The 24,788-nt window shown below is 50.3% G+C and carries 24 protein-coding genes; 7 read left to right on the top strand and 17 right to left on the bottom strand.

Features of this window, described 5'->3' with window-relative positions; translation table 11 throughout:
* Positions 1–60: 60 nt before the first annotated feature.
* From FN001_RS02535 to FN001_RS02550, 4 genes are read right to left on the bottom strand one after another with little or no spacing between them, the layout of a single operon-like run.
* Positions 61–1,533 carry a DUF6382 domain-containing protein gene (locus FN001_RS02535; RefSeq protein ID WP_142410686.1) on the bottom strand — a complete coding sequence of 491 codons (1,473 nt, stop codon included), beginning with the start codon at positions 1,531–1,533 and terminating at the stop codon, positions 61–63.
* On the bottom strand, positions 1,533–1,946 hold the full coding sequence (locus tag FN001_RS02540; protein WP_142410687.1) for a hypothetical protein: 414 nt from the start codon (positions 1,944–1,946) through the stop codon (positions 1,533–1,535). The genes FN001_RS02535 and FN001_RS02540 overlap by 1 nt, the downstream gene beginning before the upstream one ends.
* The gene (locus FN001_RS02545) at positions 1,943–2,377 is read right to left on the bottom strand and encodes a prepilin peptidase (protein ID WP_185911817.1); all 435 of its coding nucleotides are present in this window, start codon (positions 2,375–2,377) and stop codon (positions 1,943–1,945) included. Before FN001_RS02545 ends, FN001_RS02540 begins: the two co-directional genes overlap by 4 nt.
* Positions 2,374–3,150, bottom strand: a complete 777-nt coding sequence (locus FN001_RS02550) for a hypothetical protein (protein ID WP_142410689.1) — start codon at positions 3,148–3,150, stop codon at positions 2,374–2,376. The genes FN001_RS02545 and FN001_RS02550 overlap by 4 nt, the downstream gene beginning before the upstream one ends.
* Before the next feature lie 87 nt (positions 3,151–3,237).
* On the opposite strand from FN001_RS02550, the gene FN001_RS17950 reads away from it, so the two are divergent.
* Positions 3,238–3,411 carry a hypothetical protein gene (locus tag FN001_RS17950; protein WP_185911818.1) on the top strand — a complete coding sequence of 58 codons (174 nt, stop codon included), beginning with the start codon at positions 3,238–3,240 and terminating at the stop codon, positions 3,409–3,411.
* Here the strand turns inward: FN001_RS17950 and FN001_RS02555 are convergent.
* From FN001_RS02555 to FN001_RS02585, 7 genes are all read right to left on the bottom strand, one after another.
* Entirely contained in the window at positions 3,403–5,253 is a 1,851-nt protein-coding gene (locus FN001_RS02555) for a DUF5702 domain-containing protein (RefSeq protein ID WP_142410690.1), read from the bottom strand. The two genes, FN001_RS17950 and FN001_RS02555, sit on opposite strands and share 9 nt — an antisense overlap.
* Positions 5,254–5,421 carry a Flp1 family type IVb pilin gene (locus tag FN001_RS02560; protein ID WP_118297595.1) on the bottom strand — a complete coding sequence of 56 codons (168 nt, stop codon included), beginning with the start codon at positions 5,419–5,421 and terminating at the stop codon, positions 5,254–5,256.
* A gap of 21 nt (positions 5,422–5,442) precedes the next feature.
* On the bottom strand, positions 5,443–6,669 hold the full coding sequence (locus tag FN001_RS02565) for a hypothetical protein (RefSeq protein WP_142410691.1): 1,227 nt from the start codon (positions 6,667–6,669) through the stop codon (positions 5,443–5,445).
* Complete coding sequence (locus tag FN001_RS02570; RefSeq protein ID WP_185911819.1) at positions 6,666–7,382, bottom strand: type II secretion system F family protein; 717 nt, start codon at positions 7,380–7,382, stop codon at positions 6,666–6,668. The genes FN001_RS02565 and FN001_RS02570 overlap by 4 nt, the downstream gene beginning before the upstream one ends.
* A 10-nt stretch (positions 7,383–7,392) precedes the next feature.
* Positions 7,393–8,631, bottom strand: coding sequence for a TadA family conjugal transfer-associated ATPase (locus FN001_RS02575; RefSeq protein ID WP_142410693.1), 1,239 nt, complete (start codon positions 8,629–8,631; stop codon positions 7,393–7,395).
* Positions 8,619–9,635, bottom strand: a complete 1,017-nt coding sequence (locus FN001_RS02580; RefSeq protein WP_142410694.1) for a P-loop NTPase family protein — start codon at positions 9,633–9,635, stop codon at positions 8,619–8,621. The genes FN001_RS02575 and FN001_RS02580 overlap by 13 nt, the downstream gene beginning before the upstream one ends.
* 86 nt (positions 9,636–9,721) lie before the next feature.
* Complete coding sequence (locus FN001_RS02585; protein WP_142410695.1) at positions 9,722–9,988, bottom strand: hypothetical protein; 267 nt, start codon at positions 9,986–9,988, stop codon at positions 9,722–9,724.
* A 671-nt stretch (positions 9,989–10,659) separates the two neighbouring features.
* On the opposite strand from FN001_RS02585, the gene FN001_RS02590 reads away from it, so the two are divergent.
* The 4 genes from FN001_RS02590 (at position 10,660) to glgB (ending at position 14,684) form a co-directional block, all read left to right on the top strand.
* Positions 10,660–10,995 (top strand): ArsR/SmtB family transcription factor, encoded by a 336-nt coding sequence (locus FN001_RS02590; RefSeq protein WP_118531285.1) that lies wholly within the window; start codon positions 10,660–10,662, stop codon positions 10,993–10,995.
* A gap of 174 nt (positions 10,996–11,169) precedes the next feature.
* The gene (locus FN001_RS02595; protein ID WP_118297602.1) at positions 11,170–11,400 is read left to right on the top strand and encodes a YaaL family protein; all 231 of its coding nucleotides are present in this window, start codon (positions 11,170–11,172) and stop codon (positions 11,398–11,400) included.
* A gap of 5 nt (positions 11,401–11,405) precedes the next feature.
* Positions 11,406–12,743: an alpha-amylase family glycosyl hydrolase gene (locus FN001_RS02600; RefSeq protein ID WP_142410696.1), complete on the top strand. Its 1,338-nt coding sequence runs from the start codon at positions 11,406–11,408 to the stop codon at positions 12,741–12,743.
* Positions 12,744–12,746: 3 nt separating this feature from the next.
* Positions 12,747–14,684, top strand: a complete 1,938-nt coding sequence (gene glgB / locus FN001_RS02605; RefSeq protein ID WP_142410697.1) for a 1,4-alpha-glucan branching protein GlgB — start codon at positions 12,747–12,749, stop codon at positions 14,682–14,684.
* 186 nt (positions 14,685–14,870) lie between these two features.
* Here glgB and FN001_RS02610 read toward each other — a convergent pair whose 3' ends face one another.
* The 6 genes from FN001_RS02610 to FN001_RS02635 form a co-directional block, all read right to left on the bottom strand.
* Positions 14,871–15,230, bottom strand: coding sequence for a DUF1667 domain-containing protein (locus tag FN001_RS02610; RefSeq protein WP_118297605.1), 360 nt, complete (start codon positions 15,228–15,230; stop codon positions 14,871–14,873).
* 3 nt (positions 15,231–15,233) lie between these two features.
* Positions 15,234–16,502, bottom strand: a complete 1,269-nt coding sequence (locus tag FN001_RS02615; protein ID WP_142410698.1) for an NAD(P)/FAD-dependent oxidoreductase — start codon at positions 16,500–16,502, stop codon at positions 15,234–15,236.
* Positions 16,503–16,519: 17 nt separating this feature from the next.
* Positions 16,520–17,956 (bottom strand): NAD(P)/FAD-dependent oxidoreductase, encoded by a 1,437-nt coding sequence (locus tag FN001_RS02620; protein ID WP_142410699.1) that lies wholly within the window; start codon positions 17,954–17,956, stop codon positions 16,520–16,522.
* A 214-nt stretch (positions 17,957–18,170) separates the two neighbouring features.
* A complete protein-coding gene (locus tag FN001_RS02625) occupies positions 18,171–18,884 on the bottom strand; it encodes an MIP/aquaporin family protein (RefSeq protein WP_142410700.1) in 714 nt (237 codons plus the stop codon).
* A 188-nt stretch (positions 18,885–19,072) separates the two neighbouring features.
* Positions 19,073–20,569: a glycerol kinase GlpK gene (gene glpK / locus FN001_RS02630; RefSeq protein ID WP_142410701.1), complete on the bottom strand. Its 1,497-nt coding sequence runs from the start codon at positions 20,567–20,569 to the stop codon at positions 19,073–19,075.
* Positions 20,570–20,657: 88 nt separating this feature from the next.
* Entirely contained in the window at positions 20,658–21,227 is a 570-nt protein-coding gene (locus FN001_RS02635) for a glycerol-3-phosphate responsive antiterminator (RefSeq protein ID WP_142410702.1), read from the bottom strand.
* Positions 21,228–21,752: 525 nt separating this feature from the next.
* On the opposite strand from FN001_RS02635, the gene FN001_RS02640 reads away from it, so the two are divergent.
* A complete protein-coding gene (locus FN001_RS02640) occupies positions 21,753–22,448 on the top strand; it encodes a response regulator transcription factor (protein WP_015552872.1) in 696 nt (231 codons plus the stop codon).
* Positions 22,449–22,459: 11 nt separating this feature from the next.
* Positions 22,460–24,754, top strand: a complete 2,295-nt coding sequence (locus tag FN001_RS02645; RefSeq protein WP_142410703.1) for a HAMP domain-containing sensor histidine kinase — start codon at positions 22,460–22,462, stop codon at positions 24,752–24,754.
* Positions 24,755–24,788 lie beyond the last annotated feature (34 nt).

The following is a 24,788-nucleotide window of genomic DNA, read 5'->3' on the forward strand; positions in this document are numbered from 1 at the left end:
GATGCTTCCCATTCCGAACCGGCAAAATCCACGATGGCTCAATATATGCTTGTCCGTTTTCTATAAGAAACGATATCTCTGATCCGCAAAAGATAACTGATCCCCCGGAGAGATCGTCATGCTTTCATTTGTTTCCAGAAAATGACCGTTCACACTCGTTCCATTCGTGGAGTTGAGATCCGTGATGATATATCCGTCCCCGCTTTCCTCGATCTTCGCATGGATCCTGCTGATCTGGGGAAGATTCAGGCAGAGGTCCGAGATTTCCCGGTTCTTCCCGATCAAAAAGGGAAAATATCCAACCTGAACATCTTCGCCTCCGTTCTCCGGTACGAGCCGCCTTGTCACCGGATAGATCTGCCGCCCGGTAAGAAGGACCGTATGCATCTCATCCGCATCTTTTTTCCGCCCGGTCTTTTCCTCGGTTTGTGACCCGCGATCATTCTGATCCCGTTCTTCCTGAAAAAAGTGTTTTGCTGCGCCTGAATATCCCGCTTCCGGGATTCCTCCCCGCTCCAGCTCCTCTTCCTCCCGGAACATGATCTCCCAGTCCTCTCCGTTCTCCTCCTCATCTTCTCCTTTCTTCCCGCCCGTTTCTTTTCCCACAGCAAAGATCCCGGCAAGAAGAATTCCCCATGCAGCTAAGATGCCCCATTTTAAACGGATCACCAGTTCCATTCCACCGGCAAGAAATACAGCCGCCGGAACTGCAGGCAGCAATATTCCCAGCAAAACCTGCAAAATTCTCCATTTTATGTCCGGCTCTTCCGTGTCATCGGCGTCCTCCTGTTTTTCCTGCTCTGATTTCCGGACCTGTTCCATATATTTTCCCGTTTTTTTTCCTTCTCTGCATTCCTGCTTTCCCACATAAAATTCTCCCGGATCTGGTTGCTTTTCTTCCTGATCTGCCCGTAATTCTCTCTTATCATCTATACATCCTCCCTGAATTTTTCTCTCATATGTTTCCATTTTTCCTGCTTCCCTGTCGTTTTTTCCACCCGCCCTCAGACATGATTCCAGATCCGCGATCCCAAAGTTCTCCTTTTCTCCTGCTTTGAACAACGCAAACGCAAGGATCACCGCATCACCGTCCGTATGATCCACATGGTCCAGAATATATCTGGAGAGTTTGCGGAAATTTATTTCAAACGATCCTTCCGTTCCCGGAATAAAACAAAAATTTGCCTTGAGATCATCCGGATCCACATAGATCAGATCGGGATCCAGGGCAAGCTGGTCTCCATCCATCAAAAACTTTTCTAAAGCTGCCATTGCCATGAGCAGATCTTCCATGATCTGCCGGATCTCTTTCGCTGTAAAAAAGCGGTACTCCATCATCCTGGAAAGTGCCTGTTTTGAAGTAATGTTAAAATAAAGATAGCTTTCCCCATCGACCCGTTTTTCCCGGAAAGGAAGCAGTCCTGTGATCCGGTTTTCTGACAGCATGCGCAGCGAATATGTTTCATTCATTTCCGTTTCCGGATGCAGGACCATATAATTCCGGTTCATTTCTCTCTTAAATTCCGTCCTCATCAGTCCTCCAGCCTGTCCATGATCTTCTTTGCGGCATCCTGTTTTCTAAGGAAAGTTGCCGGCTGAAAATCGGTCCGCTCCATACTCAGATGCCAGTCTCCTGCCGATGCGTCTCCTGTAATCCCGGTTATCCCCGTTTTCAGGCCGATCGTGTACTCTCCAAGAAAAAGTCTCGGATTTCCCATCCGGGTTCCTTCCGCTTCGAACATATCTGGCGTTTTTTTCTTATCAACATTATTTCTCACCCTCTCGATCGTCTCTTCCAGGATCATACCCCCTGTCACAGTATCATGAACGGTATAGGCATACCGGATCAATGAGGCCAGCGACAGGATGACCACCGACATGACTATGGATGCCTCAACAGTCATACTTCCATCGTATTTTTGATTCTTTTGCCTTTTTTCTCTCATAAAACTCTCATCACCGCCATCCACAACGCAGTCGGAAGCAGAAATGGCAAAAATGGAAGCCGCATTTTCCGCAGATTCCCGTTTCCGCCTCCTATCGTCATTACACTTACCGCCATCGCAAGTCCGAAAATACCGCAAAAGAACTGTCCGGAGATCAACAGCAAGACTATCTCCTTCCATTCAAGGAAAAAACCGGCCACAAGAAAAAATAATCCATCTCCCTCCCCGATAATTCCATCCGCAAACCGGTTTATGAGCAAAAGTGCAATCCCCGGGATCATCGCCGGAACAATTTCTTCAAGTCCACGGCCTTCCAGCACACAAACAGCCATCCCTGCTGCCGCACCCGCAGTCAATACCTCCAGGCTGATACTTCTTGTTCTGAGATCCTGCCACGCAGCGATCCCCAAAAGCAGAAAAAACAGACTCATTCCAATTCCCCCTTTTTTCTCGCACAATAGGAACATAGTCCCATATGTTCCGCTTCCCCGCGCGGCATTTCACGGACATAAGAGATCATAGATGCACAGTTTTTATCGAAATGGTAATGTTCCCCCGCTGCTGTGACATAGACGATCCCGGATCCGTTTTTCTTTCCCGCACACACTGCGCAGGGCGTTCGCTTTTTCCCATAGCTCCCGCCTTTTTCCGCTTCCATCTGCGTCACGCTCTGGTACTCATTGGAAATATAATGGCAGTCACGAAAAAGATGATAACGCCCCATCCCGGCCCCCACATAGACGATCTCATCGTCCGAATCTCGGTCCGTCTCCAATCCGGTCCCATTTCCTCTCAGTTTTCCCCTCAATCCGATCCATGTCCGCCTTTTTACAGCTGCATTTCTCTGTTGTTTTCCAAGAATTCTCCCATAAAAAGGCACATCTTCCCGGTACTCCACCTCGAATGTGATATCCCCGTTTTCTCCATACACCTCTGCCTGTTTTACCAGTACATGATCCGCATATTGCCCGACTCTTCCCCTGATCCAGAGTGCTGCTGCCGCGTCTGTACAGAATGCGGGAAATCCGCTATTTTCTTCTTCAGGATCCGTATCCATCAGAAGACCATACTGGCTGATCTCCTCCCCTATCCGCTCGGTGCAGGTCTGCACTTTTCTCTGCCGGTCAAGCCAGGATACCGGCTGCAGAAGTGCCAGGAAGAAAAATATCGCGAGCGGAAGCGCAATGGCTGCCTCTGCCGTCATAGATGCCTGAAATCCGGAGGCGCATGGATGTACTCTCCTTGCCGGCGGGGTTAAAAACGTATATTCGTGTACCTGGAGAGACACTTTTTGATGAAAGAAGAGTTTTCGTATATTGATTTTCATAAAAAAGCCGGCAAAGAAGAGCACGTCCACACACCTCCTTTCTTTAATTTCTCAGCATTTTTACAGCAACCCGCAAACCTCACTCCAGATCTGCTCCGGCAGCATGATCCCGGCATTCTGTTCCAGCCGTCAATATGATCCCGCCGCATGTACTGTTCCTCTGTATTCCTCTTTTTGAAAAAACATATGCTTTTGCATGACCTCCGCCTCGATCTCGATCTGATACGCACAGCTCGCTACGGAAAAATCAGCCTGTCCCATCCGGATATTCCACTGGATGAGATCCATCATGCGGAAATTTCGTACCCCGCGGTCCATAAGGAACATCATGCAGCTCAGATATTCCGTATAATTTCTCCCGTCCTGTCCGCTCTCTGCCGTTTCTCCCAAAAACGACTGATCCAGCAGACCGGAAAGTCCTGTTTTCCATGTCGCATCCGTTTTCCAGAACGAGCCCCTGCCTCCGGCCAGAAGTGTCTTTACATCCAGCACTGCTTCCCCAAATGCCCAGAGCGTCAGGATCAGGAATGAGACTGCCATCTGTGCCGGGATGATCCCCGCTGTCACTGCTGCTGCCAACGCTTCTGCTTCCGCCTTTTTATCAGGAGAATTGAGCAGATACAGAAGGTTCATCGATCCGCGCAGCATAAGCACCTTGTTTACCGCTTCTTTTAAGTTTTCACGGTCTGATCTTTTCCCTGAGAGAAGATATTCCATCTCATAATCAAGAGCAGCATCCGCCTCCCCTGTTCCGTCCGTAAATGATCCAAAATAAAGCGGAATGTATTTGCTGACAAGCAGTTCCTTTTCTGCCGTCTCCAGGATTCCCATCGCTCCTGCCCCGGTATTTTCAGATCCTGCCTCATGTTTTCCCGCAGATGGGATCCCGTTTAAGGATACTGCCCGCCCGGAAACTTCCGTTCCCGCCGGGAGCAGCTGTTCAAAAAGCTCTTTGTCAAAAAGCTCCTCCAGTCTCTCCAGGGCAGCCGCTTTTTTCGCGTCTTTCGGTCCGGAGTTCTCTGACTCCGGGATCTCCATTTCATCAGCACACTGGCTGATCGCATCCCAGTCCACGTCGTCCTCTTCATCCGGGTCCGGCTCCATCTCGAGATACCCACATGCTTCCTCTAAAAGTTCCAGATTTCGTTCCACCTGTGTTTCTGCTTCCCGATACCTTTGCAGATGCTCCTTCGCGCTTTTTACGACCTCTCCGCATGCGGAAATTTCCTGCCCGAGAGTCTCCGCTGCTGTTTCATCCTCCACAGTCTTGAACCCTGATTCTTCATTCTCTTTCTCCAGCCGTCTGATCTCCTGTTCAAATTGTTCCACAAGCTTTGGGAAATCCTGGAATTCTTTCTTTAATTTCCTGGCACTCCTTTTCAGTGCAGACGCACTCTCATCAGATGCTGCATTGCTGAATCGGTTCTTACAAGTTTCCATTTCCAGCAAAGAATTTTCAACCTCCTGGGCCGCCTTCTCCAGTCTCCGTACTGCCCGTCCGGACTTTCGGCAGGAATCATACAGATTTCGGAAATCTCCCGCTTTCTTTACCTGTTCCGCCTCTTTTAAGAGCCCGCTGCCGGATGCAAAAAGTTCCGGGACCCGGTACTTCATGTAATCCGCGATCTCTTCCTCCAGCCACCGTCCATCCTCATCAGTCATGCGGAGTACCCCGGAGAGAGAAACCTTTTCCCGTCTTGCCGGATACATATTGGTCTGTTCTAGATAAAAATCAAGATAACGCCCGAATGTCTCCTGGATCGCCGCCTCCGAGTCATATTCCAGAAACAGGAGCTGATAGCGATCCCATAAATTTCGGTTATAATAGCTCATCACCGATGAGACTGCCGAGTCAGACGCCATCCTCAGATACAGTCTTGCTCCGGCCGTCCTGGCTGATTCTAAAAGCCCCAGCATCAGCGACATCACACACAGGATCGTCAGACTCAGAAACACTGTGATCTCTCCCCGGTACCGCATTTAATATACCTCTTTCGCCTGTTTATTGATCTCAGTGAAAATTCCGGTCAGAAGTTTGTTGATCTGGGTCTTAAATACAATGACCAGACCGATCAGCACAACAAGGATCAGCACAACTTCTATGACTCCGACGCCATCTTCTTCCATAAGAAATCTTTTCAACTGCATACACTTACCTCCAAACATTTTTTACAGTGACAAAAACGCCGGTGCGACTACCATGACCATCACAACTCCCAGCATGAGAAACATCGGGATCAGAAGTTTTGTGGACGCTTCTTCGCCTTTTCTGAGCGCAAGATCTTGTCTCTGGCGGAATGCCGCCTCCATCTCGTCCTCAAGAAGCCTCCTCAGATCCTTTCCCCCTGTGCTCACACTGTTGCCGAGCAGAGACGCAAATTTCATATAACTGCCGATCCCGATCCGACGCCCGAATTCCGCATAGGCCCGGATCTCCGGTGTTCCCGTCTCCATCTGGTTTAATGTCGTCTGCATTTCCCGGTACACAGGATGACGCTCCTGCTGTTTTTTCTTCATTCCATCCATGACCTGTTTCTTCCAGGCCTGTCTCACCGGATATCCGGCTCCCGTTAATACAAGGAAACCAGACAGCAGTTCCGGATAGTCCAGGATCATGTGCTCTTCCCACTGTTTCCGCTTTTCTTTTTCATCACTTTTTTCCTTTAAGAATAAACATAAAGCTGCCGCGATCCCAAGAAAGATCAGACCTCCATTTCCGCCGCCGGATGCCAGACGGTAATGGAGTGGCTGTCCCTCAAAGCTTTCAGGAAGACTGACCGTAGTCTTCTCCAGGTTCTCCCCCGCGAGTTTCTCCAGAAACGCTTCAAATTTCTCCCCCGCCGTCTTTTCTTCAGGAAAAACTGTAGCCTTTATCTCTGCCCGCAGGACTGTGGTTCCATTGGATATCCCGGCATCAAGGACCACCTCCTCCCCCGATTCCGGCACTTCAGAGCCGATCAGCCCCATATCGCTCAAAAGCTCCGGTTTTCCGGATTCCCACTGTACCGACAATCCATACGGTTCCAGCCTGCCTGTCAGCTCCAGATCATGGCGCACCTCGGAGAGAGACTCATTCTCCCCCAATATCTCTCCGATCAGGCATTCCATGATCTCCGGAAACTTTTCCTGCATTTCATCTGCCGACATTTTTCGCTCCGGGATCGTGACTGAGATTTCCTCCTCCCTTTCTCCCAGTCCATCCACCAGAAGATCATACTGACGGTCTCCTTCGCCGTATCGTTTTCGCTCCAGAACCGCATTTCGCGCCGGATCCCCCAGCTTTCTGTTCACTTCCGCCGCTCCATAGAGCGCAAATCCGGTCACGACACATGCCGCATACTTTCCATACTCTTTCCCGTACTTTTTTAACCTGCCTTTTTCCACCTTCTCACTCATATCTCGATCTCCAGGAAACTTTTTGCCAGCTGACAGGATACCAGATAGATCCCGAGACAGATCGTCATCAGGATCCGTCCTCCCATGGTCGAATACAAAATCTCAAAAAATCCCGGTGACGTAAGTTCAATGTACACCACGATCAGGATCGGGATCGCGCTCATGATCTTCTGCTCCATCCGCCTCGATGCGGTTGCCGTCAGGATCTCCTCCTGGATCCGGATTTTTTCTCCGATGATCTCCGCGGTCCTGGCGATGATCTTCATCAGTTCCCCGCCGCTTTTTCTCGCTGCAAGAAAAACATCTGAAAAATTTTTCACATCGTCCAGGCCGCTCCGCTTCGCAAAATCCCCCAATGCCTCCTCGAACGTCAGATTCAGGCGCACTTTCCGCAGGATCAGACGGATTTCCTGCGCGATCATGGAATCACTCCCATGGATCTCCTCCATCTCCTTTAAGCTCACCGCAAACGCATTTTCCACCGAATATCCGGCATTCAGTCCCGAGGCCACCGCCAGGATCGCATCCTTAAACTGCCCCCGCAGGGTCTCCAGCCGCCTTTTCTTCAACTGCTTTCTCAACATAAGAGGAAACAGTATTCCAACCGGCATCAATACCAGAAAAAGTCCCACATTCCGGTAAAAAACATAATCCAGTACCGCAATGCCAAGAATCCCCTCCGCCCCGTAGATCCCCCATTCTTTTCTGCTCAACTCATACGTCTCATACATCATACCCTGCAAGTCGGAGCTTTTCCCTGTGTTTGAGTGCTCCGACCCGTTCAAGGCTTCCTTCCACTTTCCTCCTGTCCCCGATCCGGCTCTCCGGGCACTTTGTCTCCCTGAAAGCGAAAAGGGGATTGAGGATGATCTCGCCGTTTTCAAACCGGTCCACCTCCTCGATCGCTGTTATCTTTCTCGTCTTATCCCGCATTCTCGCCACATGCACCATGACATCCACCGCCGACGCGATCTGACTCCGGATCGCCGGAAGCGGCAGATCTGCCGCCATCAGCACCATCGTTTCCAGGCGTGCGAGCATGTCTTTTACACTGTTCGCATGACCGCTGGAAAAGCCACCGTCATGGCCCGTGTTGAGACTCTGCAAAAGGTCCAGCGCCTCTTTTCCACGCACCTCGCCAACGATAATCCTGTCCGGCCGCATGCGGAGCGCCGCCCGGATCAGCTCCCCGATCCCGATGGCCCCGGCTCCTTCCGCATTCGCGTCCCTCGTCTCTAACCTTACCAGGTTCTCGATATGGCTTAACTGCAGTTCCGCCGCGTCCTCGATCGTGATCACCCGCTCACCGGATGGGATAAACTCTGAGAGTGCATTTAAGAGTGTCGTTTTTCCCGCTCCGGTGCCGCCGCTGACAAAGATGTTGTAGCGCGCCGCAACAAGCGTCTTCAAGAGATCCGCTGCCTCTTTTGAGATGCTTCCGTATTCCATGAGCCGTTCCATCGTCACCGGCTCCGGAAATTTCCGGATCGTCAAGATCGGTCCGTTTAATGCGATCGGTTCGAGGACCACATGGACTCTCGATCCGTCTGACAATCTGGCATTTGCAAGCGGCGTTGATGTATTGACGATCCTGTTCACACTGCTGACGATCTGCTGGATCAGATCTTCCAGCTGTTCCCTGGATTCGAAAGACTTTTCCCACCGCCCGATCTTTCCCCCTGTCTCTACGAATACCTGGTCCGGACCATTTACCATGATCTCTGTCACCCGCGGATCATCCACCAGCTCCTGCAGGATATCAAGACGCCGGAAAGAGTCAAATAACTCCCTGTGGAGTTTCAGCCGTTCCCCCAGAGTCAGCGGGAATTCTCCCAGCTGCTCCTCCAGACAGGCATCCATCTTCCGGTCGATGAGGTCCGCGATCTCTTCATCCGACATCTGCCGGTCATATGTCATCTCCGCCAGGATCTGTTCCCGCAGGATCTTCTTTAATTGTCCCATAAGTTCCTCTGTCCTTTCAGCAGGCTCCTGACAAAATCTCCCATATCTCCCCACAGAAGCTCCTGTGGAAAATGTTCCATCCTTCTCCCTCCGGTCACCATCGGCACATGGATCTTCTGGATCTTTTCTGCGACAGCGTTATTTCCCGTTGTTTCCAGATACTCCTCAAATTCACGCATTTTTTCCGCAGAAAACGGATCTTCTCTGATCGGTGCGTAAACGACCTGACATTTTTCCAGCAGCGGCAGGGCGTCCCGCCCGTAATCCCCGATGTCGAGGACAAGTGTCGTATAATTTCCTTCCCGAAGGATCCGTTCCATGAGATCCGCCATTTCCTGCGCGGTAAGCTGTGCATAATCCTGGGGGATCCGGATCGGCGGGATCCATGCCATATCTCCCAGGTAGTAGACAAGTGAGTTCAGCCGTACTATATGAAACCGTTCCTGCTTATAGTAGTAGATAAGGTCCGAGAGATCCCGCTTCCAGCGCTCATTTAACAGACCGGTAAAACCGGTAAAAGTATCCAGCGTCACAAACAGCACCTTTTCCTCTTTTGCCAGGATCTGACCGATCGCCAGCGCCAGACAGGTCTTTCCGCATCTTCCGACCGGCGAATAGACGCCTATGATCCGTCTGGACTGATCCACGCTTCCTGCGGTATTCGGGCGGATCCCCGGGATCTCACTGTAGACCGCCATCACCTCCCGGATAATATCGTCCCCGGACTGGAACTTATAGATTTCTTTCCCTGATTCCATCTGCCGTTCTGTTTCCTCCGACATATAGATCTTCTGTCCGGACGGAATTTCGGAGATATCCCCGGAATCCGTCCGCTCCCCGGAAAGCAGGACATCGATCTCATGTTTCGCGGCATATTCCGCCAGCTTTTCTTTCGAGGTAAACGCCTGTGCAGTGAATACTCCCCGCTCTTTTCTGTTAACATAATCCGACAATCGTTCCGCGTATCTCGTATCCGCGTCATAAACCGCCATCATTTTTTTCATACTTTTTCCTTTCCCCTGCCGGAGCAGACCCGGCATATGATCGACAGGACTGGTTTCCCAGCCTTCAAGACTCGCGGTCCTGCCTGCTATCGGATCAGCAGAAACAGACAGTAGCCTGCGAACAGATACGGCCCCAGCCGCATAAGACTTTCCTTTTCAAAATATCCCGGATATTCCGTGATCTTTCCATTGATCCCGGACTCCACCGCAAACCGCGCGATCCTCTCTAACCGCAGCCAGACGGTTCCCTGTCTTGTCATCCTGCAGGCTGCAGATACAGCCGCGATCACAAATCCAAGACCTAAGATAAAGATCCCGTCCCAGAGTCCTGAAAATCCGACAATCAGCCCCATAAGCTTGATATCTCCCGCGCCGATCATCCGGCAGAGAAAAAAGAGATAAAACACAGCGCATGTCCCGGCAAACCGCAGAACGAAGACTCCCGCGGGAATGAGCACAGAGTTTATCTGTGTCTGTCCGTCCACTCTGTTGCCCATGCAGACCGACACGATCCCGGCTGCGATCCCCAAAAAGATCTGGACGTGAAAGATCTTTCCATACCTTCAGTCCGTCACGGCCGCAGACAGTAAAATCGTAAATAATATCATGACAGGATCATCTCCTTTCTCAAAAAGGTGAAGAATTCCCAGTACTTTTTCCATATAGATCCTTTGTGAAAATATCTTCACTGATGCCAGACTGGCGGTACTGGTCTTCGTAACATAAAAAGGATTTCATGCCCTGAAAACGGGCATCCGGCGAAGCTACCGGTCATACATCTGCTATTTAGAAATGAAGAACTCATCTCTGAATGTGCCACTATTATCTCTGAATTTTGAGCGAAAGTCAATTTCGTTTTCGTAAAATCAAGGTGCCGTTTTTCGTCAATTTTCACCAAAAATTATTATGTCATATTTCATTTTCCAGAAATGTTGAACAATTCATTGACGTGATTCATGAAAAATGGTAAAATGCAATTAAGTTTAAATTTTTAAACCAAAACCTTCAGGAAAGGAGAGAATTCATGACCTCAGACAATCTTCTGGGCGATATCTTCGAAGAGTGCATTCCTTTATTCATCGCGCTCGGAGACCGGACAAGACTCACGATCCTGCAGTGTCTCTTTGAGACGCAGACCACCGGCGAAAGCCGGATCCCCGGTTTGAACGTCAATGAGATCACAGACCGGACAAGTCTCTCCCGTCCGGCTGTCTCTCATCATTTAAAGATCTTAAAAGATACCGGCCTGATCGATGTTTTAAAAAAAGGCGTCTGCAATTACTACTATCTTACAAACAAAAGCGCCATCGATAAGCTCGGCCGCTTAAAGAAAGAGCTTGAAAAATATCCTGAATCCTGAATATTCCGGATGAATGGACCTCATACTACCAATTACAGGAACCACAGATCTTTCCGCGGACAGGCACGCCGTGCGGCAAACCGGTCTTCAGACAGGATCTGACAAAACAGGGGCGCAGCTGCCCGGATCTGGCAGCGATACGCGCCGGAAATAAAGGAATTGGAGTATGATACGATGTTTTTCTCTAAAAAATCAGCTTCCCAACAGGCATTCAGCCGGGAGACAAATGAACTGAAGCGCCAGATCGAACTCAGCAAAACGGCGATCCTATCCGCCCAGAACCAGTTCGAACAGGTCGTTGACCCGACTCTGGTCGACTGTTACATCTATGAGCTAAACGCTGCGCAGCTCCGGTATCAGTTTCTTCTCCGACGCCTGAAAAAACGGGAGCTTCAGGAGGTCTGATAACCATGCATACCTGGTACGAACAGGCTGTCTTTTACCATATTTATCCCCTCGGACTTCTGGGGGCTGAGAAAACGAATACACTTACAGAAACCGCCCACCGACTCCGTGATCTTGAGACCTGGATCCCGCATATCCGCGCCTTAAACGGCTCCGCGATCTATATCGGTCCGCTCTTCGAGTCATCCACACACGGCTACGACACAAGAGATTTCCGCCTTGTCGACAGGCGCCTGGGCACAAACGAGGATTTCGCCCATTTTGTGCAGCTCTGCCACGAAAACGGGATCCGCGTTGTGGTGGATGGTGTCTTCAACCATACCGGACGCGAATTTTTCGCCTTTCAGGATATCCGGGAAAAACGCGAAGCTTCCCCTTATAAAGACTGGTATCGCGGCGTCAATTTCGGTTGGGGAAGTCCTCTTGGCGATCCGTTCGGCTACGAAGCCTGGCAGGGGCATTTCGAACTTCCGTGTTTAAATTTATGGAATCCGGATGTCCGCCAGTATCTGTTCGACTCGATCCGCTTCTGGGTCGACAATTTTGATATCGACGGGATCCGTCTGGACTGCGCGAATGTCCTGGATTTCGGGTTCATGAAAGAGCTTCGTGAAAAAACTTCCGCCATGAAACCGGACTTCTGGCTCATGGGCGAGGTGATCCACGGCGAATACAGCCGCTGGGTCAATCCGGAAATGCTGCATTCCGTCACAAATTACGAGCTCCACAAAGCTCTCTACTCTGGTCACAACGACCACAACTACTTTGAGATTGCCCACAATGTGAGGCGCCTGGAGGCAGTCGGGAAATCGCTTTACACCTTCGTGGACAACCACGATGAGGACCGGATCGCAAGCAAGTTAACTCATCCGGCGAACCTCTTTCCGGTGTACCAGCTTCTCTTTACACTTCCGGGAATCCCTTCCATCTACTATGGAAGCGAGTGGGGGATCGAGGGAAAGCGCTCCAGAACATCCGATGAAATCCTGCGCCCGGCGCTCACTTTATCCGGCATGGACGGAAAAGCTCCGGAACTTATTTCCCACATCGCGGCGCTCGGAAAGATCCATGCGGAACATGACGCGTTCCACAGTGGCTCTTATAAAGAACTTCTCCTCACCAACCGGCAGTATGCATTCAGCCGGTCCGGAGAACACGGCACTCTCATCTCCGCCGTCAATAATGATGAGCAGCCGGCATCCATCTCGATCCCGCTGCCATGCGCGGCTTCAGATGCCGTGTCCCTGCTGCCCGGGGAAATCCCATTCTCCCTTGAAAACGGCAGACTTTCCGTCACGCTCCCGGCAAACGGCGGCGCGATCTTTAAACTTCAGGAGGTTTAAGTGATGACAAGAACAAAGAAAACCAAGGCTCCTGCCAAAACAAAAGAAATCGGTCTCGGTTTCATCACCGAACTGGACCGTTACCTCTTCGGTCAGGGGACTCATTATAAAATCTTTGAAAAACTCGGTGCTCATCAGAAAACATATAAAGGAAAAAGCGGCATGTATTTTGCCGTCTGGGCTCCGCACGCAAAAGCGGTCGGCGTTGTAGGCGATTTTAACGGCTGGGATCCGGATGCCGCACCAATGTCACCGTTAGCCGACTCGGGGATCTATGAGACATTTATTCCGGGCGTCGGCCTTGGAGAACTCTACAAATTTGCGATCACCACACAGGATGGAAAGATCCTGTTCAAAGCTGACCCGTATGCAGTCCACGCAGAATTCCGTCCGGGAACCGCTTCCATCACGGAAGACATCAGCGGTTTTAAATGGGAGGATGCAGGCTGGATGGACGCGAGAAAAAAAGCTGATCCTGTAAAATCCCCGATGGCGATCTACGAAGTTCATCTCGGCTCCTGGAGAAAGAAAGACCGCCCGCAGAAGGAAGGTTATTATACATATATGGAGGCAGCCCACGAGCTGGCCGACTATGTGAAGAAGATGGGCTACACCCATGTAGAGCTCATGGGAATTGCAGAACATCCTTATGACGGTTCCTGGGGCTACCAGGTCACCGGATACTACGCACCGACCTCCCGTTACGGCACTCCGAAGGAGTTCATGTACTTCGTAAACTACCTTCATAAAAAGGGCATCGGCGTGATCCTGGACTGGGTTCCGGCTCACTTCCCGAAAGACGCCCATGGACTTGCCGACTTTGACGGACAGCCGCTCTACGAGTACGCGGACCCGCGAAAGGGAGAACATCCGGACTGGGGCACAAAGGTCTTTGACTACAGTAAAAATGAGGTTAAAAACTTCCTGATCGCGAATGCCCTCTACTGGGTGGAAAACTTCCACGTCGACGGGCTTCGCGTGGATGCCGTTGCATCGATGCTGTACCTGGATTACGGCCGCAGCGATGGAAACTGGGTTCCGAATAAATACGGCGAGAACAAAAACCTCGAAGCGATCGAGTTCTTCCGCCACTTAAACAGCGTCCTGACCGGACATCTCACCGGCGCCATGATGATCGCCGAAGAGTCCACCGCGTGGCCGGGCGTCACAAAGGCACCGGAGGAAGGCGGCCTCGGCTTTACCTTCAAGTGGAACATGGGCTGGATGCACGATTTCCTGGAGTATATGAAACTCGACCCGTATTTCCGGAAATTCAACCACAACAAGATGACCTTCGGTATCACATACGCCACCAGTGAGAATTATATTTTAACCCTGTCTCACGATGAAGTTGTCCATCTGAAATGCTCAATGATCAACAAGATGCCTGGCTTAAACGGTGACAAGTTTGCGAACCTAAAGGCCGGATATACGTTTATGATGGGACATCCGGGCAAGAAGCTGCTCTTTATGGGACAGGATTTCGGTCAGTATCACGAGTGGGATGAGAAAGTCGCCCTCGACTGGTATCTCGCCGACGAGCCGCTCCACAAAGATCTGCAGAAGTATTACAGCGATCTGCTGCATGTATACCAGAAATATCCGGCATTATGGCAGCTCGATTCCGACTGGAACGGCTTCCAGTGGATCAACGCAAATGACGGCGACCGCAGCATCTTCAGTTTTATCCGCCGCGATGAGACCGGAAAGAAGAATCTCTTATTCATCATCAACTTCACTCCGGTTGCCCGTGACGATTACCGTGTAGGTGTTCCGAAATCCGGAACCTACTCGCTGATCCTGGATTCCGAGCATGGGCTCTACAAGCGCGGCGAGCATGCATTCTCCGCCCGCTCCAAGAAGAGCGAGTGCGATGGCCAGCCATACTCCTTTGCGTATCCGCTGCCGGCGTATGGGGCTGCGATCTTTAAATTTAACTAAAATATCAGAAATTGTCTCACCTTCACAATGGTGAGACAATTTCTGACAAAAAAGGACCTCGCAAAATCCTGAATCATGGATCCGCGAGGTCCTTTTCCCAAAATACTGTCCATTTTCCATGAAAACCAGCCGGACAGCACCTTGTTCATAACCCATACCATCTGCATTTACTGATCGCAATAAACCCTATTCCACATTCTTTGTCGCCACAACGTCCACTCCCGTTCCGGCAACATCCTTCAATATCACATCCCCGATGTGGACCGGAGCTGCGACCTCAACCGTCTTTAACGCTTTCACACAGTCGAAGATTTTTCCTTTCGGAATATCTTCCTTCGTCTTCACCGAAACCATATCGATGCTTCCGCCGGATACCCGCACAGTGGAAGTCACGATCCTCGTCGGATTTGTCACTTCTTTCCGCCCGTAGATCTCGCCGCGCTTGCAGGTATTCCCTGTCACGCTTACGACCTCACCGCCGTCCATCGTCACGACAAGAGGACAGCCCATCGGACATCCGATACATGTTAATCTTCTTTCCTCCATCGCCTATGCCTCCTCGATCTTGATCGTGATCGTCTTCAGATCCGGATACTTCAAAAGATCCGCTTTTTTAAGTTTCAGTTCTTCCATCTCACCCGGCGCTACGACCGGGCGTTTTCTGTGGATCACACGCTCATCGCCAAAGTACGCGCTCACATAGCAGTTCTTATACACACCGCCGACACGGAAACGGACCGTAAGTTCCTCATCCATTCTCGCCGGATCGATGGTTCCCGGAACTGTATAGCGGACACCTTCGATCGGATTTAAAACGATCTCCTGAGCTCCCGATGTCCGGTTTTCGCCCTGTTTCACATAAGCTGCCGCGTTCTTTCCGGCAATCGCCGCCTCCTCCGATACAAAGTCCACAAGATCATGTACATGAAGCACATTTCCGCAGGCGAAAACGCCTTCGATGTTCGTCTCCAGGCTCTCGTTGACCTTCGGACCGGATGTCACCGGGTTCATGTCCACGCCCATTCCTCTTGAGATCTCGTTCTCCGGGATCAGTCCGACAGAGAGGAGCAGCGTATCACAACTGTATTCCTCCTCCGTTCCCGGGATCGGCTTTCCTTTTCCGTCTACCTGCGCCAGCGTAATTCCTTCCAGCCGTTCTTTTCCTCTGATGTCTACAACCGTATGACTTAACTTCAGCGGAATTCCGTAGTCATCGAGACACTGGACGATATTTCTCTTTAAACCGCCGGAATAAGGCATCAGCTCCGCGACAACCTTGACTTTCGCGCCCTCAAGCGTCATACGTCTCGCCATGATGAGACCGATATCTCCGGATCCCAGGATCACGACTTCGCGCCCCGGCATATATCCCTCGATGTTGACAAGTCTCTGCGCCGTACCTGCTGAGAAGATTCCCGCCGGGCGGTATCCCGGAATGTTCAAAGCGCCTCTCGACCGCTCTCTGCATCCCATTGCGAGGATCACAGCCTTTGCCTGGATCTCAAAAAGACCTTCCTCCCGGTTCATGGCCGTCACGATCTTCTGCTCACTGATGTCCATGACCATGGTGTTCAGCTTGTATTCAATGTTCAGTTCTTCCGCCTGTCTGATAAAACGCCCCGCGTATTCCGGACCCGTAAGCTCTTCTTTGAAGGTGTGGAGTCCAAATCCGTTATGAATACACTGGTTTAAGATTCCGCCGAGTTCCCGGTCACGCTCTAAGATCAGGACACTGTCGATCCCGTTCTTCTTTGCGGAGACTGCTGCTGCAAGACCCGCTGGTCCGCCTCCAATGATCACAATATCATACGTTTTCATGCTCTGACACCTCCCTCTTATAACGAATCCTTATTGATGCCTTTGACGATCTGCGAGTTTCCGCCGGATTTTGTAATCTCAAACATGCTCTTATGGCATTCTCTCGCAAGGATCTCCATAGTTCTCGGGGAACAGAAGCCTGCCTGGCAGCGCCCCATTCCGGCTCTCGTTCTGCGCTTCACTCCATCTAAGGATTTTGCGCCTAAAGGTCTTCGGATCGCATCAATGATCTCACCTTCCGTGATCATCTCGCATCGGCAAATGATATTTCCGTACTCCGGTTTCTCCTTAATTAACCGGATCCGTTCTTCCTTACTTAAAGTATTCGGGTTCAGAACGCCTTTTCTCGTCGCGATGAAGTTCTCTTTTTCCCTGAGATCCATCTTCTCTTTCAGGATATCTGCCACCATCTCGCCGATCGCCGGGGAGCTTGTCAGACCCGGAGATTCAATTCCCGCACAGTCGATAAAGCCTTTTGCGTCCTCCAGCTCACCGATCAGGAATTCATGTCCGTCCTCATGGGCACGGAGTCCGGCGAAAGAAGTGATCACCTGACGCATCGGAATATTCTTCACATTCATCTCTGCCTTTGTAATAACCTCATTTAAGCCCTCTCTCGTCGTGTTCGTTCCCTCTTTGTTCTCAATATCGATTGCTGTCGGTCCCACTAAAAGATTTCCGTGGACCGTGGGAGTCACAAGAACGCCTTTTCCGTATTTTCCGGGAAGAGCAAATACCGTATGGCTCACATGATTTCCGGCAGTTTTATCGAGCAGACAGTAATCTCCACGTCTTGGGGTGATGTGGATCTTCTTTTTGCTCACCATGTTGTGGAATTTATCCGCGTAGACCCCCGCCGCGTTCACGACATACCGTGTCTTATATGTGCCCTTGCTTGTCCGGATCTCCCAGCCGTCTTCCACCGGTCTTAAGTCGGTGACCTCCGTATCAAAGTGGAATTCCACGCCGTTCGCGTTGGCATTCTCCGCCATGGCGATATTTAAGTTAAACGGACATACGATTCCGCCCGTGGGTGCGTAGAGAGCTGCGCATGCCTCATCGGAAATATTCGGCTCCATCGCCCGGAGTTCTTCCCGGTTTAAGATTCTGAGATCCGGAACTCCGTTTGCGATTCCTCTTTTATAAAGAGCTTTCAGCCCCGGCATCTCGTCTTCATGCAGGCAGACCACCAGTGAACCATTTCTCTTGAACGGAAAATCCAGGTCCTTCGACAGTTGTTCCATCATTTCATTTCCGCGTACATTGAGTTTTGCCATCAGGGAGCCTTCTGCCGCGTCATAGCCCGCATGGACAATGGCGCTGTTTGCCTTGGAAGTACCGCAGCAGACATCCTCCTCTTTCTCCAGCACGCAGATTTTTGCCTGATAGCGCGACAATTCTCTCGCAGATGCCGCCCCGGCTACCCCTGCTCCGATTATGATCACATCATACATTTACCGTTCACTCCTTTACATCCTGTCTCTTTTAGAAGTTTTCCGCCATATCCCACAACCTTGAGGAGTCGGCGGCGTCCGTCCTTGAGAAAAAAGAGCCCGCCAAGTAAACGCATACCCTTATGCGGTTATCCTGTCAGGCTCTCTCATCTCATGCCATAATTATCTGATTGTCAAGCTGTACTGCACCGGGCACAGCCCTCTGTTTTTTATCCTACCACGGGATCGCTCCATAAAGGAGAACCGCCACGATTGCGCCGATGATCGGTCCAACGATCGGAACTACGAGACCGTAAGAGAAGTTGGAATCGCCTTTGTCCTTGATCGGAAGGACTGCATGTGCAAGACGAGGTCCTAAGTCTCTTGCCGGGTTGATCGCATAACCGGTAAGTCCGCCGAGGGACATACCTACGGAAACGATGATTCCGAATACGAAGAGTTTATCAACACCTGTGGAAAGTCCTGTTACATTGCCGATACCTTTGATCGCGAAAACGAGGATAAATGTACCAACTGCTTCGCTCAAAATGTTTAATCCTGTGTTCGGGATCGACGGACCTGTACAGAATACGCCAAGCTTTGTTCCCGGATCTTCTGTAGCGTCAAACTGTCCCTTGAAGAGCAGGTAAACGATCGATGCGCCGACAAATGCACCTGCCATCTGTGCGATCACATATCCGGGCACCATGGACCATGCGAAACTTCCGTCAACCGCAAGAGCGATCGTGAGCGCAGGGTTAAAGGACGCGCCGGAAGCTTCTCCGAAGATAAATGCCGGTACCAGGACCGCAAGGCCCCATGCCAGTGTGATCTGGACAGCTCCTGCACCTTTCATTCCGGACTTGTTAAGGTTTACGTTTGCAACAACACCATCACCGAGGATGATAAGCATCATGGTTCCAAGAAACTCTGCAATATAAGGCAGCATAGAAAATCCCCCTTTTTGTTGTTTTAGGCATCTCCGGCTTTCGTTCCCCTCAAAAGCCGGAGACAGTTTTCTGCTTTTTCAAAACTTTCTGATTTGTTCCCGCAACTTCGGGTAATGATTCCCATTCAAGTCCATTTTTTACAAGCCGCACGTCTTACCCAAAACCTTTTCCTCATTTAATATCTGGTTTAATCTTCTTTTGCCCAGCCGTAAGCGTATTTCACAGCCTTATTCCATCCCTTGATCCTTTTCTCTCTCTCAGCAGCCTCGATCTTCGGCTCAAAGGTCTTATCGATCGCCCAGTTCTTGATAACGTCTTCCTTACTGCTCCAGTAACCAACTGCGAGACCTGCAAGATAAGCGGCACCCATAGCGGTTGTCTCTACACACTGCGGACGGTTCACCGGTGCGTTGATGATATCGGCCTGTGTCTGCATTAAGAAGTCGTTGGCACTTGCGCCGCCGTCAACCTTAAGAGCCGCAAGCTCGATACCGGAATCTGCCTTCATCGCTTCCAGAACGTCATTTACCTGGTATGCGAGAGATTCCAGTGTTGCACGGATAATGTGGTACTTATTAACGCCGCGGGTGATCCCTACAATCGTTCCGCGCGCGTACTGATCCCAGTGCGGAGCTCCGAGACCTGTAAATGCCGGTACAACATAGCAGCCGTTCGTATCTTTTACTTTCTTTGCCATGTACTCGGAATCCGGTGCGGAGTCGATGATCCTCAGTTCATCTCGGAGCCACTGGATCGCAGCGCCTGCAACGAAGATGGAACCTTCGAGAGCGTAATTGACTTTGCCGTCTAATCCCCATGCGATCGTTGTGACAAGGCCATTCTTCGAGAAGATCGGCTTCTCACCGGTGTTCATCAGCATGAAGCAGCCTGTTCCGTATGTATTCTTTGCCTCGCCAGGATTGAAGCAGGTCTGTCCGAACAGTGCGGACTGCTGGTCACCAGCAGCTCCTCCGATCGGGATCGGTCCGCCGAGGTAAGACGGATCTGTCTCGCCGTAAATGCAGCTTGACGGCTTCGGCTCCGGGAGAATACACTTCGGGATATCGAGTTCCGCTAAGATCTCATCATCCCACTGCAAAGTATTGATATTGAAGAGCATTGTACGGGATGCGTTGGAATAGTCTGTAACATGAACCGCGCCCTTTGTAAGTTTCCAGATCAGCCATGTCTCGACTGTACCGAATAACAGCTCGCCCTTCTCCGCTCTTTCCCTTGCGCCCGGCACATTGTCAAGCAGCCATTTTACCTTTGTTCCTGAGAAGTACGCATCGATCACGAGACCCGTTTTCTCCCTGAACTTGTCAGTCAGGCCTTTTTCCTTTAAGGTGTCGCAGTATTCCGATGTTCTGCGGCACTGCCAGACGATCGCGTGATGGATCGGCTCTCCGGTATTCTTATCCCAGACGATCGTTGTCTCACGCTGGTTCGTGATACCGATGGCCGCGATGTCCGCCGCGGTGGCGCCGATCATATTCATTGCCTCTACAGCAACCCCCAGCATACTTGCCCAGATCTCGTCTGCATCGTGCTCTACCCAGCCCGGCTTCGGGAAGTACTGGGTAAACTCCCGCTGAGCTACGCTGCACATTTCACCCTTTTCGTTAAACAGGATACATCTGTTGCTGGTTGTCCCCGCATCGAGTGCCATTACATACTTTGCCATACCATTTTCCTCCTTCAATTTTGATTTTCCCCACGCTTTATTTCAATCGCCTTTTCCGGCATTAAAATAGCTTGTGTTATTAGTCTATTCACAGTTTCCAGACTTCATGATTCGTAGATGAGACAGCCATCGCTCCCGCTGAGAGCGCGCTCATGACGGAATCTTTCTCAGAGATCAGCCCGCCCGCGATGATCGGCGCTTTTGATACCTTACACATTTTGCTGATGACCTGCGGCATGATCCCCGGAAGGACTTCGATGTAGTCCGGTTTTACCTGCCGCTGCTGCTGTCTTAAATTTTCATACGCCATGGAATCCAGCAGGAAACATCTCTGAATCGTGATAAAGTTCAGTTCATTTCCACGTCTGACCAGCGGGACCTTTGTCGTGATGATCCCATCTGCCTCTGTTGACATTTTGATGAAGTCCACCGCGATCTCCTTGCTGCTCAGCCCCACGATCAGGTCCACATGCACGATCACGATCTTCCCAGCTTCTTTTAACCGTTTTACGATCGACTGGATCGTACAGATATCGCCGAACAGGACAAATACCACACGGATCTCCTCCAGGGAACAGCATAATTCCAGGTCGTCCATATTTTTGATCGCCGCAATGATCGGATTTTCTTCCAATGCTTCATAAAAAGTATGTTTCACTAAGCTTTTTCCTCGTTTCCAAAAAAGAAAAGGAGCGCACCAAGCAACAGCTATTCATTAGCTGATACGTCTTGCTCTCCTATCACGGCTTCTTTTTTAAGTTAACTCAATTATAGCACATTGCACAATTATTATCAACCATTTCGCGTCAAAATATGTATTTTGTACAATTCTCACAAAGTTTTCTATATTTTTTTATTGTTTTAACCTCTTGCGCGATTATTTATTCTTTTATTTTACAACATTATACACAAATTTTTACGTTCGTATTTTTTTACCTATGTCACTGTATTAAATCGCCGCGTCGCATCAAAAGCTTTTCTGAGCTGAAAATTTTGTACAATACAGTAACCCCTTTACATCTCTACATAAAAATTTAAGAACGTTCCTTATGTTTTTGCATCATTTTTATGCTATACTGAATTATGATATATTTTTTCTTTGATTTGATTTTTTCGTAACTGGAAACATGGTCAGTTACGATTTTTCATCTTTTATTATGTCTGATATGAGGAGGAATCAATTATGCCAACCATTCTCGTCTGCGATGACGACAAACAGATCGTAGAAGCGATCAATATTTATCTGACCGGCGAAGGTTTCAATGTAATTAAGGCCTACGACGGCTACGAAGCGCTGGAGCTTCTGGAGAAGAATGAAGTAAACTTAATGATCGTGGATGTCATGATGCCGGGTCTCGACGGGATCCGCACCACACTTAAGGTCCGCGAGACCAGCAGTATCCCGATCATCATCCTCTCCGCGAAATCCGAGGATACCGATAAGATCTTAGGGTTAAATATCGGCGCTGACGACTACATTACAAAGCCGTTTAACCCATTAGAGCTCGTAGCCCGCGTGAAATCCCAGCTCCGCCGCTACACCCAGCTCGGCAATTTGAACCAGCAGGGCAGCTCCCAGGTCTACAAGTGCGGCGGACTGATGATCAACGATGAGAACAAGGAAGTGACGGTTGACGGCGAGCCGATCAAGCTGACACCGATCGAGTACAACATCCTGCTGCTTCTCGTGAAGAATGCCGGAAAAGTTTTCTCTATTGACCAAATTTACGAAAAAATCTGGAATGAAGATGCAATAGGTGCAGATAACACAGTTGCCGTCCACATCCGCCACATCCGCGAGAAAATCGAGATCAACCCGAAAGAACCCCGCTACTTAAAGGTAGTCTGGGGCGTCGGCTATAAGATCGAGAAACAGTAAGGAGAGTCCAGATGGCAGAAAAAAAGACAAACTCATTTTTCAAGCGTCTCGTCGGCTTCCTTCACTTTCTCTTTGCCTGCGTGACACTCGTCGGAATCGGGTTCATGTATTTAAACAGCAACTACGGCCGGGGTCTCGACTGGATCAAGACGGAGACCTTTGAACAGTCCCCGGATTTCAGCAAAAAAGTCCAGGCAGATATCACAAATATCTTCGATTATGTCCAGTATCAGGATATTTTCGAGGTAAACGGTGAGGTCGACTACTCCCAGGTCGTCCTGGAAGTCACCACGGGACCTGGCGGTGAGAAATCCTACACTCTGGACGATATTATCCAGTACGGAAAATCCCTGGGCTACTACATGGACGAGTCCGACAACTACGCGTTAAAGGGTGGTCCGGAGACTCTGTCCGAGGAAGACCAGGAACAGGTCTATGTCCGCTACCGCTGCTACCAGTCTGAGGAAGACTTAACGAGCCCGGATCAGTCTTTCTCGACGATGCCGGACCTGACGTATGAGATCTTAAGGCGTTTCTCTTCCTACTACTCGATCTACTCGAGACTCATGAGCGACTTTACGAATCTCTATTTCCGCGTGGCGTACTACTCAAAAAATAATGCGATCTATGAGATCCATACCAACGCGCCGGAGATGTCCAACGATGACATTATGGCCATGGGAAGATATATCTACTATTCCGGAGACTCCAACGACCTTGCGGTCCGGACGAACTTCGAATCCAACTTTCCGAGTATCCCGGCGCTGATGTCGAAAAATAACCCGTACAACGGCAACAGCTACTATGTGGTCATCGGTCTCGACACATCCTATAAGGCGAACGATGACTATGCCCAGGCATATACCGCCTATAATAAGTCCCGCGTGAATTTTTCCAACGGACTTTATATTACGATCGCGGGACTTGCCGGTTCCCTCGTGACCTTCGCATTCCTGCTGTTCCTGTCCGGACATGCGTCGATCTCTGACCGGACCATCACGCTTTACCCGTTTGACCGGACAAAAACGGATTTCATGCTGCTCCTGATGGCATTCGTGTCCTACCTCTGCATCCACATCATGGCGCCGGTGACATCAAAGCTCCTGCACCTGGTAGTGACATCAGATTACTGGGACCGCGCGAACCTGCTGGTGGCCTTCGGATACCTGTATTTCTGCGTCATCCTTACCTTCTTCAGCCTGATCCGCAGATACAAGGCGGAGACACTCTGGAAGAACAGCTTTCTGCATGATCTTACAGAAACACTCTCCGAGAGCACGTTCCGCTACCGGATCACAATAGGCTTTGTGCTGTATCTTGCATACAACGTATTCATGATCACCGTGGGGGCATTCATGATCTTCCATCATGAAAATTCCGTTTTCCAGTTCATGCCGTTCATCTTCGTGATGATCGCCTGGATCGCCGGAAACCTTCTGGTATTCTACTTTATCTACCGGAATGCGGACCAGACGGACAAGATCCATGCCGCCATCGAAAAACTCGCCTCCGGGGAGACGAGCTACAAGGTGGATGTCAATGATTTCTCGAGTCTGGAGGCGGAACTCGCCGAAGGACTGAACCGTATCAGTGACGGTCTGGAGACAGCTCTTGCCGAACAGGTAAAGAGCGAACGCCTGAAGGCCGACCTGATCACGAACGTGTCCCACGATATCAAGACACCGTTGACCTCCATCATTAACTATGTGGACCTCATCAAGCGCCAGCACATTGAAGACCCGACGGTTCAGAAATATCTGGAGGTTCTGGATCAGAAATCCCAGAGGTTAAAGACTCTGACCGAGGATCTTGTGGAAGCTTCCCGCGCAAGCTCCGGAAATATCAAGCTGGAGATCACAAATATCGATTTCGTAGAACTTGTCCAGCAGACGACCGGAGAATTTGAGGAAAAATACGCGATCCGCCATCTGGAGATCGTCAACACACTTCCGAACGAGGTCATCATGATCGAGGCAGACGGACGAAGGCTATGGCGTGTCCTTGAAAACCTCTATAATAACGCATTCAAGTACGCGTTAGAGGGAACCCGCGTCTACGTCACGATCGAGGACCATGGCGCAGACGTTGTGTTCACGATCAAGAATGTGTCCGCAAACCCGTTAAACATCAGCCCGGATGAGCTCACCGAGCGATTCGTCCGCGGTGACGTTTCCCGAACCACGGAGGGAAGCGGACTTGGACTTTCCATCGCGAAAGACCTGACAACTCTTCAGGGAGGAAAGTTCGAGCTGATCATCGATGGCGACCTGTTTAAGGCGCAGATCACGTTTCCGATCAAAAACTAAATAGCTTCTTATAAACAGAGAGCGTACCACCTTT

Origin of the sequence: Clostridium sp. Marseille-P7770 (genome assembly GCF_902143525.1) — a bacterium.
In the GTDB taxonomy this organism is placed as follows: Bacteria; Bacillota; Clostridia; order Lachnospirales; family Lachnospiraceae; genus Pilosibacter.